The following is a 12,659-nucleotide window of genomic DNA, read 5'->3' on the forward strand; positions in this document are numbered from 1 at the left end:
CGGCGAACTGGGCGATTTCTCCGCGGTCGCGTTCCACGGGGCCGACGCGGTGAACCTGTGGCTGGCGATCGCCTGCGGGGTCGCGCTCGTCGTCGCCGGGGCCGCGTTGACGCGTGCGGCGCTGCAGTACGTGCGCTGGCATCGGAAGGTGCACGCCGAGCTGAACACGCATACCCGCGAGGCCGGCTTCGTGCTGTTGCCGGGCGAGGAACCGGTCGCGTTCGCGGTGGCCGGAGGCGGCGGCCGGATCGCGGTGTCCAGCGGCATGCTCTCCGCGCTGGAACCCTCGGAACGCCGCGCGCTGCTGGCCCACGAACGCGCGCATCTGCGGCTGCGGCACCACGTTTTCGCCGCGATCGTGACGGTCTCGACCACGGTCAATCCACTGCTGCGTCCGCTCGGCGCGGCGGCCCGGTTCGCGCTGGAACGCTGGGCGGACGAGGCGGCCGCGGACCGCGTCGGCGACCGGAAGCTGGTGGCCACGGCGGTCGCGAAGGCCGCGTTGGCCAGCCGGTCCCAGCCGTCGCTCGCGCTTGCCGCGACCGGCGGGCCGGTGCCGCAACGGGTGCGTGCGCTGCTGTCCGCCCCGTCGTCGCATTCGCGGCGGAACCCGTTGGCAGCGGTGGCCGTGGCGGCGGTGCTCGGCGCGTGCGCCTGGTCAGCGGCCAGCACGCTCGACGCGGCGACCGACCTCCACTCCGGACTCGAGACCGCGCAGCGCGCCGCTTGCGTGCTCGCGCAGGGGTCCCACGGCGAGTCCGCGCTCCCGGCACTCCGACACCAGCACCGGGACTGCGCCGAGCGCTGAGCGCCACGCCCCCGGCGCGGCGGCGACGTCGGAGTCGTGCAGCAGAATCGTGCCGCCGCCGTTCAGCCTTCGGCACACGGTGCGCACGACCGAGCGCGGAGTGGCGCGACTGGTCCAGTCGAATCCCCAGGTAGTCCACAAAACGGGCCGAAGTCCGAGCCTGTGCGCCGAGACCAAGGCGCTCGCGCTGAACACTCCGTACGGCGCGCGCAGCCACTGGGGTCGCGTGCCGGTGATGAGTTCGATCAGGTCGACGGTGCGGGTCAGGTCGTCGTGCAGGGCCTTCGGGGAGCGGCGCAGGAAGCAGCGGTGATCCCAGCCGTGGACCGCGATCTCGTGTCCGGCCGCGGCGATCTCCCGGCCCAGCTCCGGCGCGGCGGCCAGTTCCCGGCCCAGCACGAAGAAGGTCGCGCGGACGTCGAGCTTCTCAAGCGCTCGGAGGAACTGTGGCGTGGACTCCGGGTTCGGGCCGTCGTCGAAGGTGAGTGCCACGTGGCCGGGGTCGCCTCGTCCGGCCAGCTTGGGCGTTCGCAGCTGCGGGACGAACAACGCGGCTGGCGCCGCGTGCGCGACTGCTGCGGCGGCGAGTCCGCGGATCATCCGGCCGCCTTGACCGGTCGGCGCAGCAGCCACTCGAGCGCCTCGGTCAGTTCGGTGAGCGAGTGGACCCACGGCACGATGCCGTCGTTGTGCAGCACCGCGGCGTTGGCTCGGCCGTGGCCGGGCAGGCAGCGGTAGGTCAGCACTGGCAGGCCGGTCGCGAGCGCCTCCGACGTCGTCAGCCCGCCCGCGTTCTGCACCACGACGTCGCACGCGCGCATCAGTTCCGGCATCCGGTCGACCCAACCGAATACGTGCCGGTGTCCGGTTTTCCGGAGTTTTTCGGCCAGCACTTCGTTGCGGCCGCACACCACGACCGGCTCGACGAGACCGGTCGCGAGGAGGTCGTCGGCGGTCTGTCCGATTTGGCCGACGCCCCAGGAACCGGCCACGACCAACGCGAGCGGGCCGTCGTGCGGAAGGCCGAAGGCGAGCCGGAGCCGCAGCCGTTCGGTGATCCCGGCGGCGGGCCGGAAGGCGGGTGCGACCAGCGGACGCGAGACGAGCGTGCGACCGGCTCCGAGCGCTTGGGCTTGACGGGCGGCGGTTTCGTTGGGGGCGACGGTGAGCGTCGCGTCCGGGCTCACGCACAGCCGGTGCACCGACGGGTCGGTGAGGTAGACAACCAGCGGCGCGGTCAGTTCTTTCGACCGCCGCAGCCGGGCTACCGCGTGGGTGGCGAGCGGGTAGGTCGATACGACGACGTCGGTGTCTTCGGAGTTCTCGGCGAGCAGGTCCCGCAGCCGCGGCGTGGCGAGTCCGGCGAACCGGCGGGCGGCTCCGGCCAGCGCGGGGGTGCCGAGGGCGCTGAGCAGCCAGTCCCAGCTGCGCGGGACCGTGTTCAGCTGCTGGTGGTAGGCGCCGCAGAGCAGTTCGCCGAGCCTTCCGGGCAGCAGGTCCAGGAAATCGGCGCGGACGACCTGCGCGCCGCGGCCGGAAAACCACCGGTCCAGTTCCCTGGCGGCACCGTCGTGCCCCGCTCCGATCCGGGCGGACACGATCACCACGCGGGCCATCGGGCACCTCTCTCTGCTTCTACACTGCTGTAGTAAAACTACATCGCTGTAGAATGAGAGTCGAGGCCGGGCCGCTTCGCGGAGATACACCGTCTGTCCGACATTCCGGGCGCCGTCTCCGCAAATTGGGGTAAGCGGTAACCCGTCCAGGTGAGACGCCCGCTACCGTGGGTCTTTCGACCACCGGATGTGGCAGGAAGAGGAACCCCGATGCGTCGCAAGACTTCAAGCGCGCTCCGCGTCGCCCAGGTGCTCCTGGCCGTAGTTTCGCTGCTGGTCCTCGGCGGCACCGCGTTCGCGTGGTCGAAGCTGAACCAGATCACCGACGGCCTGACCAGGTCCGATGTGATCGGCTCCGGCTCGAACTCGCCGATGGACGAGCAGAACATCCTGATGGTCGGCCTGGACACGCGCACCGACGCGGAGGGCAATCCGCTGCCCGAGGACGTGCTCGACCAGCTGCACGCGGGCGGCGCGGAGGACGGCGGCGACACGACCGACACGATGATCGTCGTGCACATTCCGGCCGGGGGCGGGCAAGCGACGGCCATTTCGATCCCGCGTGACTCTTATGTCCAGCTTGCCGGGAAGTTCGGGAAGCATAAGATCAACTCGGCTTATACCTATGGGCAGATGGCGCGGAAGGCCGAGTTGAAGGCCGCTGGCGAGTCTGGGGCGCAGCTGGAGACTGATTCGGCGCAGGCTGGGGCCAAGACTGCTATTGAGACTGTGCAGCAGTTGACCGGGCTGAAGATCACGCATTATGCGGCGGTTAATCTTGCTGGGTTTTATTATGTCAGCCAGGCTGTGGGCGGCGTGCCGGTTTGCCTTAAGGCCCCCGTGAAGGATTCTTATTCTGGGGCTAATTTTGGCGCTGGGCCGCAGAATGTGTCCGGGGCGCAGGCGTTGCAGTTTGTTCGACAGCGGCATGGGTTGCCTAACGGGGATCTGGATCGGATCAAGCGGCAGCAGGTTTTCATGGCTTCCATGGCCAAGACTATTCTTTCCGCTGGGACGTTGACGGATCCCAGTAAGCTGGATGCGTTGATTGGGGCGGTTAAGAAGGCTGTTATTGTTGATACTAACTGGGATTTGTTGGCGTTTGCTCAGCAGCTGCATGGGATGAGTGCTGGGAGTATCAATTTCGTCACTGTGCCGGTGGTTAGTATTACGTTGAAGACGCCCAATGACGGGGATGCGGTGCAGGTGGATCCGCAGCAGGTGCAGCGGTTTGTTCGGGAGCAGACTGGTGGGGGTCCTTCTTCGCCGTCTTCTTCTGCTTCTGCGCCGCCGCCGTCGTCGTCTGGTGGGGATCCTGCGCTGGCGTCTTACGTGGTGGATGTGCGCAACTCGTCTGGGGTGGATGGGTTGGCTAATCGGGTTGCTGACAAGCTTGCTGCTGCCGGGTATCAGCGGGGGTCTATTTCCAATAGTGCTACTCGGCGGACTTCTACTGTTTATTACGGGCATGGGCAGCGTTCTCAGGCTGATGCTATTGCGGAGAAGCTTGGCGGGGTTGCGGTAGCTTCGGATTCTTCGTTGGAGAAGGATCATTTTCGGGTTTATTTGGGGCAGAAGTATTCGGATGATTCTTCGGTTCGTCCGGCTGCTGCTCCGGTGGTTATGGGGCCTCCTGCTGGGGGTGCTCCCGAGATTACGGCTGATGGGGTTACTTGCGTTAACTGACTGCTCGTCGCCCTGGGGGGCGACATTGCTGGTTGTGGGTTGCGTGGGGCACCCCGAAGTTTGATTGTGCTGACGGTTCGGGGGTGCTTGTCAAGGCGGGAAAGATGCCTTGACAAGCACCCCCGAACCGCAGAGAGGCTTCGTATCGGGGATGGGGGAGGGAGTGGGTGCCCCCGGTGTTTGGGTGCACTGGCGGCGGTTTGTTGCGCGGCTTGGGTGCGTGGTTGCTTTGAGTGGGGCGGCGTCCGGGTAGCGGGTAGCGGGTAGCGCCCCAATGTGGCATTGGGTGCATGGGACGCACCCAATGTGGCGTTCGGTGCGTCAGACGCACCCAATGCCACATTGGGGAGATCTCGGCGGGGTCGGCGGGGAGCGGTCCGTGAAGGGCTCCTTGAGGGAATCTAATTCCCTCAAGGAGCCCTTCACGTCCGACAGAGGGGTCGTGAGGGGAACCCTGAGGGACTCAGGGTCCGTGAAGGTGGCCCTCACGGACGGCGGAGGATCGCGAGGGAATGCAAAACGGGCCGGTCCTCGCGGACCGGCCCGTTTGTTATTGGGTTAAGCAGCGATCAGGCGTTGCTGCGCCGGCGGCGGACCACCAGCATCATTGCGCCGCCTGCGATTACCAGGGCGGCACCGATTCCGATGGGGAGCGCGGCGTTCACGCCGGTGTTCGCCAGCGGGGTCTGGCCCGAGTTGTTGCCGCCGGCCGCGGGGGCGGTCGTCGCGGGGGCGGTGGTGACCGGGCCCGTTTCGGTCCAGGTGCCCGTTGCGGCGGCCTGGACGCTGCTCTTCTGCGACTGCGCCACGATCAGCGACTGCGCCGGCTTGTCGGCGTAGTTCTTCGCCACGAACAGGCGGCCCGTGTTGACGTCGCCCGCGGCCTTCACCGCGAGTTCGGCCGTGCCGGGCTTTGCGTCCTTCGGGACGTCCAGGAACAGCTTCGTGCCGTTCTTGATCGCCGACGACTTGATCTCCTCGCCATTTTCACCGACCAGCTTCACGCCCTCGGGGAGCTTGCTCGTGAAGTCGGTGATGCTGCCGGTCGTCGCGACGGTGAACGGGCCGATCTTCGTGCCCGCTTCGCCGCTTGCCTTGGCGGGGGTGATGCTCAGCGCCGGCTTCGTCTCCTCGACACCGGTGTTCGCGTCGCCGGTCAGGTAGTCGTACAGCGCGAGCACGTCGGCTGCCTCGTCCTCGGAACCGTTGGCCAGCGGGTTCTTGGCGTCGAGATCCTTGCCGTCGCTGTAGTGCCACACCGCGGCCTGGGTCGCGGTCAGCGCTTCCTCCGTGGACAGACCGTCGTGGAGCTTGACGCCCTTGTCGCTCAGCGTCTTCTCGAGGGTCGCGACGTCCTCGGCCGGGAAGCTGTGGTGCAGCACCCAGTTGATGTTCTTGTTGTTCTTGCGGAACGGCGACTTCGCGTCGGGGTAGTCGTTCCAGGCGTGCTCGAGCATCGGCTCGCCGAAGCGCGCGCCGACCTCGATCTGCACGCAGTACATCTTCGAGAGGGCGCCGTCGGACAGCTTGAAGTTGAACAGGGTCGTCTGGACCTTGCCCTTGCCGGCGATGTTGACGTCGAAGCCCGACGTGCCGCCGGACACCAGCTCGCCCGAGGCGGCGCCGCTCCGCGCCGCGGGGGCGTTGTCATCCGCGAGGGCGACCGGCGCGGCGATCATGAGCGCCGCTGCCGCGGACGCCGCCGCGGCCCCTCCCCGGACCAGCATTGACCTGCCGTGCATGCTTTCTCCCATCAAGTCCCGAACCACGAACGACGGACCGCGTGAGACAACATCTCCCCGACCACAGCGGCCACCAATTCGGGTGAAGAATCCACCCAGTCAAGCGATGGCGAAGCATACACAGGGCGCACATGTGCACTGTGGGTGGTCCCCCGTGTGCGCTTCCGTACCACCAGTCGGAGTCGTTCCTCCTCTTGCGTTGCTCTGGGTAGGTGTGCGAGGAGCTGGGGAAACCCGCGAAAGAAAGGGCGTAAACGTTGAACAAGCAACCTTCGGCGGACGTGCTGGCCGCGTTCGGCTGTGCCGGTGCGCCGGTTCGGATGGAGGGCGGGAAAGGCGAGGCTTGGCGCGCCGGGGACGTGGTGCTGAAACCGGTGGAGTTCGCTCCGGAAACGCGGTGGCGGGCGGCGGCGCTCGCCGAGGTGGCGGAGTCCGCGGAGTTCCGGATCGCTCGTCCGCTTCGGACTCGCGACGGAGAATGGATCGCCGGGAACAGAACCTCCGCCGGTGATCCGCCGCTCGGCTGGGAGGCGAGCCGGCTGGTCCCGGGCCGCCCGGACACTTCCCGGCCCGACGACGCGATTCGGGCCGGGATCGCGTTCCATCAGGCGATCGCTCACCTGCCACGTCCGGACTTCCTCGAGTTCCGCGACGATCCCTGGTCCGTCGGCGACCGGATGGCCTGGGAGGAATTGCCGCCCGAAGGCTCGGCGACCGCGCGCGACCTCCTTCGCCCGTTGTTCGAGGCGCGCCGCCGGGTCGAGATGCCCGCGCAGGCGGTGCACGGCGATCTCCCCGGCAACGTCCTCTTCGCGCCGGGACAGCCGCCCGCGGTGATCGACTGGGCGGTCTACTGGCGACCGCCGTCCTGGGCCGCCGCGGTGGCGGTCGTCGACGCGTTGTGCTGGTACGGCGCGGATCCCGGCCTGATCGAGCGCTGGGCGCATCTGCCGGAATGGCGGCAGATGCTGATCCGCGCGCTGATCTACCGGATCGTCACGCACGACGTCGCCGAGGACTGGACGCCCGGCCAGGTCGCCGCTTACCAGCCCGCGGTCGCGGCCGTGCTCAGTTGACCAGGTTCTCCAGCGGCTCGCCCTTCGCGTAGTGGGCGAGCTGCCGTTCGGCCAGCCGCTTCGCGCGCGGGTAGAACGAATCCGAACCGCCGGCGATGTGCGGGGTGATGATCGCGCCGTCGAGGGTCCACAGAGGATGGTCGGCGGGCAGCGGTTCCGGGTCTACGACGTCCAGCGCGGCCCGTAGGCGACCGGCCGAAACTTCGGCGGTGAGTGCGTCCGTGTCCACGGCGGTGCCGCGGCCGACGTTGACGACCAGCGCGGTGTCCGGCAGCAGAGCCAGTTCCGCGGCGCCGAGGAGGCCGCGCGTCTGCGGGGTGTCGGGCAGGACGAGGACGACGATGTCCGCGGTCGGCAGGAGTTCCGGCAGTTCGGCGATGCCGTGCACGCCGGAGCGCGCGGTGCTGGCGACCCGGACCACCTCGGCCTCGCCCGCTTCCAGGTACCGCTCGATGGCGCGGCCGATCGAGCCGTAGCCGACCAGCAGGACGCGGCAGTCGGCGAGCGAGCGCGTGTGCACCCGGTCCCACGACCCGGTCCGCTCCTGCGCGAACCAGCGCGGGAAATACCGTTGCGCGGCAAGGATCAGCGCGAGCGCGTGCTCGGCGACGCTGAGGTCGTGCAGGCCCCGTCCGTTCGCCAGCCGCACGCCGGACGGGACGAGCGGCAGCAGGTTGTCGTAACCCGAGGAGAGGGTCTGGACCGCGCGCAGCGACGGCAGTTCGGGGATCAGCTTCGCCGCCGCCGGACCCTGGTCGTAGGGCAGGACGTAGAACTCGACGTCGTCGAGGCCGTCCGGCGGGGCGCCGCGGCCGTCCCACACGACCGCGTTCAGTTCGGCCGGAACGGAAATGTCGGACCAGGGCACCAGTACACGCGCGGTCATGCTCGCCTTTCCTTCGTCTTCGCCGGAACCGCGAGCACGAGCACCGCGGCCGCGGCCATTGTCCCCGCCAGCATCAAGAACGCGGCGGCCGTGCTGCCGGTGACGGATTCGAGCCAGCCGACCAGGTAGGTCCCGAGGAACCCGCCGAGCGCGCCCGCGGCGTTGACCACGGCCACCGCCACCCCGGCGGTCCGCTGCGGCAGGAGTTCGGAAATCATCGCGAAGAACGGGCCGTACGGCGCGTACAACGCCACCGCGGCGACCGCAAGCAGCACGAACGCCCACCAGAAGTGCTGCTTGCCCAAGAGGTACGAACCGTAGAACGCGACCGCGCCGGCCAGCAGCCACGGCCACACGAACCGCCGCCGCGCTCCGGACCGGTCCGAACCGCGCGAGTTGAGCAGCATCGCCACCACCGCGAACGCGTACGGAATCGCCGACAGCAACCCGGTCGCGCCGATCCCGGCCGACGAACCCGCCTTGACGATCGACGGCAGCCAGAACACGAAGCCGTAAACCCCGATGCTCCACAACAGATACTGCGCCGCCAGCAGCAGAACCGCCTTGGACCGCAGCACTTCGCGCACCGGACGCTCGGCCGGTTCCGGCAGCTGCGCCTGTTCCGCGGCGATCGCGCGTTCGACCGCGTCGCGACCGGCCGGGTCGAGCCACGGCGTGTCGGCGGGCCGGTCGCGGACCTGCGCGCGGAACACGAAAGCCCAGATGAGCGCCGGGATTCCCTCGATGACGAACATGCCGCGCCAGGACGTCGCCTCGATCAAATACCCGGACGCCGCCGACAGCCACATCACCGTGACCGGGTTGCCGAGGATCAGGAAAGCGTTGGCCCGGCCGCGTTCGGCCTTCGTGAACCACCGCGCGAGCAGCACCACGAGCGCGGGCAGCACCGCCGCTTCCACCGCGCCGAGCAGGAACCGGACCACGATCAGCACCGGCACCGAGCTGAGCAGGCCCTGCGCGGTCGCCAGGACGCCCCACGCGAGCACCGACCAGAAGATCAGGCTCCGCACGCTGCGGCGGTCGGCGTAGAGCACGCCGGGGACCTGCAGCAGGAAGTAGCCGAGGAAGAACGACGCGGCGATCAGGCCGGACGTCGTGCTCGTGAGGTGCAGTTCCTCGGCCATGCCGCCCGCGGTCGCGATCGAGAAGTTCGACCGGTCGAGGTAGGCGAGGCTGTAGGTGACGAAGACGATCGGGATCAACCGCAGCCAGCGCTGCCTCCCGAGCGTGCCCGCCTGCTCGACGGTGTTCATCCGGTACTCCTGTCGCCGCTGACCCAAGTCCTTGACGCGCTTTCCGTCATCTGGAAAGCTATTCCGCAATGCGGTGAGAGGCAGTGTGCGTCGCCGCGCGCGGGACGTCAAGGGGGTCCGATGGCGGACATGGTCGGCAAGGCTCTGCGGGTGCTGTCCCTGCTCGGCGGCTACCCCGAGGGCGTGCCGCTCTCCGAACTGGCGCGGGCCGCCGGGTATCCGGTGAGCACGACGCATCGGCTGCTGAGTTCCTTGCAGAGCGAGGGATTCGCGCGCAACGACCCGGTTTCGAAGCGGTATTCGCTGGGGTTGCGGCTGTTCGAGCTGGGCCAGTCGGTATCGCAGGCGCGCGGGTTCGCCGGGGTCGCGCTGCCGGTGATGCAGAAGCTGTCCGCGGAGACCGGCGAGCCGACGCTGCTGGCCGTGCTGGACGGGCACAACCAGGTCTACGTGCACTCGGTGCAGGGGTCGCAGCGGCTGCAGATCCGCGGCGAACCGGGCGCGCGGGGGCCGCTGCACTGCACGTCGATGGGCAAATGCCTGATCGCGTTCGCGGCGAACCGGGACGAGCTGGTCGCCTCCCTGGAGCTGCCTGCGCTGGGCCCGCGCACGATCACCTCGCGGGAGGCGTTCGCGGCGGAGATCGCGGCGGTGCGCGAACGGGGTTTCGCGATCGCCGACGAGGAGCACGAGGAAGGCATCCGCGCGGTCGGCGTGCCGATCCGGACTCCGGACGGGACCGCCATCGCCGCGTTGTCCACCGCGGCACCGGCTTATCGGCTGACGGTGGCTCAGCTGGAGGAATTCGTGCCCGCTTTGCGTGCTGCGGCACGGGAACTGGCGGCAGTGCTGCCCCGGTGAGCGCTTACGCGCCGATCTGCTCCCGGATCCACGAGACGAGCTGGTCCACGCGCGCCGCGGTTTCGAGGCCGGGCTGCGGACAGTCCGGGCCGAAGTTCTCGACCGCGATCAGCGTGTTCTTTCCCTTCACCGGCACGAAAAACGGCGAACCCGAGTCGTCCGGGCAGGGGCTGTTCTCGACGGTGCGCTTCTTCAGCGGTTCGAGGGTGATCTCGTTCTTGCGCACCTCGTCGACCTGGAAGTCGCCGCGTTTGAGGTGGTCGGTCTGCACGATGACCTTCGAGGACAGCGAACCCCAGCCGACGAACGTCGTGTGCTGGCCCGGATCCGGCGGGCCGTCCGGCAGCGCGAGCGGTTCGATGTCGGTGACCGGCTCGGAGAGTTTGGCGAGCGCGAGGTCGTTGACCGCGGACTGGCGCGTGTCCACGATCTTCAGCACGTGCCCGCGCGGGTCGGAATCGGTGAGCTTCCCGATCGCGGCGGTCATCGTGTAGTCGGGTTTGCCGCTGACGCGCGTGCCGTCGAGGTCGTGGAAGCAGTGGCCCGCGGTGATGACCCACTGCGGGGCGATCAGCGAACCGCTGCAGCCGCCGGTGCGGACGCCGCCGCCCTTCTCCGGAATGTCCTTTGCGGACAGTTTGACGCTGAACGGCGTCGGGTGGTCGGGCAACGCGGGCGGCGCCGTCGAAGCTTGGGCCTTGCCGCCGCTGACGGTGCTGCTCGCGTTGCCCGCGTTGCCGCCGGAGCTGCGGGCGACGGCGACGTTCGACACCGGCTTCGCGGTCTCGGCCTCGGCGGTCCGGTGCAGGCCGACGTAGGCCCCGGCGAGCCCGGCCCCCACGATCGTGGCGGCCGCCACGGCACCCAGCCGAAGGCTCGTCCGCTGAGCGGAGCGTGACTTTGCGTTCACCACGGGGTCCAAGATAGCGAAGTTGTTAACCCGAATGAGTGAGTGTGCCCGATTAATCCGGCGACCAGGGTAGAAACTGACACGGCTGATACGCCACGTCCGCGGTTGGTCACGGAATGCTAACGGCGCGGGTGCGTTTTGCCTGGCGGCTGGGCCGTTCGGCCGCCGGGCCCGGATTGTGGCGGTTGTTCCCGTTCAGCGGGACACCTGGCTCCCGGCGACTCCCCGGCTAGGCGTGCGGCAGGTACCGGGGTGCCTGCCGCGCGTGGGACGCCTGCTCGTACGCGTAGGCGAAGGCGAGCAGCTGAGCGTCGTGGTACTTCGCGCCCAGGAACGAGATCCCGACCGGCAGCGGACCGGCGAATCCGGCTGGCACCGTGATGTTCGGGCAGCCCGCGACGGACGTGTTGCGGGTGCTGCTCAGGAACCTCGGGTCGCCGGGGCGGTCCAGAGGGGAGGCGGGCAAGCCGCTCAGGGTGACGATCGCGTCGAGGCCTTTCGCGGCCAACACGTCGTCGATCGACCGTTGCGCGAGTCCCGTCGCGGCGGCGCGGTGGCGGCGGTACGTCTGGTCGGTCAGGATGCCGTCGGCCTTGTTCGCGTCGATCAGCAGGCTTTGGTCGAAGAGCGGCATTTCGACGTCGCGGTGCTGGTCGTTGTAGGCGATCAGCTCGGACAGATTCCGCGGATGGTCGCCGGGGGTCACGGCCAGGTAGGCGTTCAGGTCATGCTTGCACTCGGTCAGCAACGCGGGGAGGAGATCCGGGGTGACTGACCAGGAGATGTCCTCGACGTCGGCCCCGTCAACGACCGTCACGCCCAGCGAGCGCAGAGTGTGCACTGTGGACTCGAAGACGCGATCGGCTTGCTCGTCGATGCCGGTGTGACCCTTACGCCAGATACCGATTCGCTGGCCGCGCAAGGCGTTTCGGTCCAAGCGCAGGTCCTTCGGAATCGCTGCCTCGGCGGCGACCGAGGCGGGGTCCGCTGGGTCGGCACCGGCTAGTACGGAGAGGGTGAGCGCGGCGTCGGTGACGTTGCGCGCGATCGGACCGGGAGTGTCGTGCTGAGCGGTGATCGGCACGACACCGCTGCGGCTCACCACGCCGAGGCTGGTCTTCACGCCGACCGTCGAGGTCGCGGCCGCCGGGCACACGATCGAACCGTCGGTCTCGGTGCCGATGGCGACCGTCGCGAGACCGGCCGCCGCGGCGACCGCGGAGCCGCTTGACGAACCGCATGGGCTGCGGTCCAGCGCGTACGGATTGCGGGTCTGGCCCGCGACTCCGCTCCAGCCGGGGATCTGTGCGTCCGAGCGGAAGTTCGACCATTCCGACAGGTTCGCTTTGCCGAGCACGATCGCACCGGCGGCGCGCAGGCGCTGGACCAGGAACGCGTCCTTGGCCGGACGCGAACCGAGCATCGCGGTCGACCCGGCGGTGGTGGTTTGCCGGTCCGCGGTGTCGATGTTTTCCTTCAGCAGTACCGGAATTCCTTCCAACGCACTGCGGGAGGAATGGGCGCGGCGGCGGGTGTCGCTTTCCTTGGCCGCCGCCAGCGCGTCGGGATTGGTTTGCACGACGGCGTGCAGCTTGGGGTTCAGCTCTTCGATCCGGCGCAGGTAGCCCCGGGTCAGTTGTTCCGCCGTCAGCTGCCGGTGGTCCATGGCGCGCTGCAGGTCGGGAATCGTGGTTCGGTCGAGGAATCGAGACGGCGAGGCGTCCGCCGCGGCGGGCACGAACAGGCCCGCCGCGGTGAGGACTGCCGCCGAAAGCCGTTTCAGCGAGGTGCGCATGGAGT

Annotated in this window: 10 protein-coding genes and 1 pseudogene; 4 read left to right on the top strand and 7 right to left on the bottom strand. The window is 68.7% G+C overall.

Translation table 11 applies throughout. The features are described 5' to 3' along the window. Window positions 1–190: 190 nt before the first annotated feature. Window positions 191–352, top strand: a pseudogene (locus SSMG_RS47385) (M48 family metalloprotease); the annotation flags it as partial. A gap of 306 nt (window positions 353–658) precedes the next feature. Here SSMG_RS47385 and SSMG_RS43995 read toward each other — a convergent pair. Beyond that, window positions 659–1,408: a polysaccharide deacetylase family protein gene (locus tag SSMG_RS43995; protein WP_009083262.1), complete on the bottom strand. Its 750-nt coding sequence runs from the start codon at window positions 1,406–1,408 to the stop codon at window positions 659–661. Beyond that, window positions 1,405–2,424 (bottom strand): glycosyltransferase, encoded by a 1,020-nt coding sequence (locus tag SSMG_RS32875; protein ID WP_009083263.1) that lies wholly within the window; start codon window positions 2,422–2,424, stop codon window positions 1,405–1,407. The genes SSMG_RS43995 and SSMG_RS32875 overlap by 4 nt, the downstream gene beginning before the upstream one ends. Window positions 2,425–2,634: 210 nt before the next feature. On the opposite strand from SSMG_RS32875, the gene SSMG_RS32880 reads away from it, so the two are divergent. Next, window positions 2,635–4,110 carry an LCP family protein gene (locus SSMG_RS32880; protein WP_037715625.1) on the top strand — a complete coding sequence of 492 codons (1,476 nt, stop codon included), beginning with the start codon at window positions 2,635–2,637 and terminating at the stop codon, window positions 4,108–4,110. A 569-nt stretch (window positions 4,111–4,679) separates the two neighbouring features. Here SSMG_RS32880 and SSMG_RS32885 read toward each other — a convergent pair. Continuing rightward, complete coding sequence (locus tag SSMG_RS32885) at window positions 4,680–5,852, bottom strand: thioester domain-containing protein (protein WP_037715628.1); 1,173 nt, start codon at window positions 5,850–5,852, stop codon at window positions 4,680–4,682. Window positions 5,853–6,109: 257 nt separating this feature from the next. Between SSMG_RS32885 and SSMG_RS32890 the strand changes: the two genes are divergently transcribed. Beyond that, the gene (locus tag SSMG_RS32890) at window positions 6,110–6,928 is read left to right on the top strand and encodes a TIGR02569 family protein (RefSeq protein ID WP_009083266.1); all 819 of its coding nucleotides are present in this window, start codon (window positions 6,110–6,112) and stop codon (window positions 6,926–6,928) included. On the opposite strand, the gene SSMG_RS32895 is transcribed toward SSMG_RS32890, so the two are convergent. Then, window positions 6,921–7,814, bottom strand: coding sequence for a 2-hydroxyacid dehydrogenase (locus SSMG_RS32895; RefSeq protein ID WP_009083267.1), 894 nt, complete (start codon window positions 7,812–7,814; stop codon window positions 6,921–6,923). The two genes, SSMG_RS32890 and SSMG_RS32895, sit on opposite strands and share 8 nt — an antisense overlap. Beyond that, on the bottom strand, window positions 7,811–9,088 hold the full coding sequence (locus SSMG_RS32900) for an MFS transporter (protein WP_037715630.1): 1,278 nt from the start codon (window positions 9,086–9,088) through the stop codon (window positions 7,811–7,813). The genes SSMG_RS32895 and SSMG_RS32900 overlap by 4 nt, the downstream gene beginning before the upstream one ends. 120 nt (window positions 9,089–9,208) lie before the next feature. On the opposite strand from SSMG_RS32900, the gene SSMG_RS32905 reads away from it, so the two are divergent. Continuing rightward, window positions 9,209–9,949, top strand: a complete 741-nt coding sequence (locus SSMG_RS32905; RefSeq protein ID WP_009083271.1) for an IclR family transcriptional regulator — start codon at window positions 9,209–9,211, stop codon at window positions 9,947–9,949. A 4-nt stretch (window positions 9,950–9,953) separates the two neighbouring features. Here the strand turns inward: SSMG_RS32905 and SSMG_RS32910 are convergent, their stop codons facing one another. Together SSMG_RS32910 and SSMG_RS32915 are read right to left on the bottom strand one after the other, a co-directional pair. Continuing rightward, window positions 9,954–10,808 carry a trypsin-like serine protease gene (locus SSMG_RS32910; RefSeq protein WP_037715631.1) on the bottom strand — a complete coding sequence of 285 codons (855 nt, stop codon included), beginning with the start codon at window positions 10,806–10,808 and terminating at the stop codon, window positions 9,954–9,956. A 280-nt stretch (window positions 10,809–11,088) separates the two neighbouring features. Next, window positions 11,089–12,654 carry an amidase gene (locus tag SSMG_RS32915; RefSeq protein WP_009083274.1) on the bottom strand — a complete coding sequence of 522 codons (1,566 nt, stop codon included), beginning with the start codon at window positions 12,652–12,654 and terminating at the stop codon, window positions 11,089–11,091. Window positions 12,655–12,659 lie beyond the last annotated feature (5 nt).

Source organism: Streptomyces sp. AA4, assembly GCF_000158875.1.
Taxonomy (GTDB): domain Bacteria; phylum Actinomycetota; class Actinomycetes; order Mycobacteriales; family Pseudonocardiaceae; genus Amycolatopsis.

Excerpts from the sequence above, each read along its gene's own strand:
- SSMG_RS43995 (WP_009083262.1), bottom strand. The coding sequence starts at position 1,408 with ATGATCCGCGGACTCGCCGCCGCAGCAGTCGCGCACGCGGCGCCAGCC.
- SSMG_RS32875 (WP_009083263.1), bottom strand. The coding sequence starts at position 2,424 with ATGGCCCGCGTGGTGATCGTGTCCGCCCGGATCGGAGCGGGGCACGAC.
- SSMG_RS32880 (WP_037715625.1), top strand. The coding sequence starts at position 2,635 with ATGCGTCGCAAGACTTCAAGCGCGCTCCGCGTCGCCCAGGTGCTCCTG.
- SSMG_RS32885 (WP_037715628.1), bottom strand. The coding sequence starts at position 5,852 with ATGCACGGCAGGTCAATGCTGGTCCGGGGAGGGGCCGCGGCGGCGTCC.
- SSMG_RS32895 (WP_009083267.1), bottom strand. The coding sequence starts at position 7,814 with ATGACCGCGCGTGTACTGGTGCCCTGGTCCGACATTTCCGTTCCGGCC.
- SSMG_RS32900 (WP_037715630.1), bottom strand. The coding sequence starts at position 9,088 with ATGAACACCGTCGAGCAGGCGGGCACGCTCGGGAGGCAGCGCTGGCTG.
- SSMG_RS32905 (WP_009083271.1), top strand. The coding sequence starts at position 9,209 with ATGGCGGACATGGTCGGCAAGGCTCTGCGGGTGCTGTCCCTGCTCGGC.
- SSMG_RS32915 (WP_009083274.1), bottom strand. The coding sequence starts at position 12,654 with ATGCGCACCTCGCTGAAACGGCTTTCGGCGGCAGTCCTCACCGCGGCG.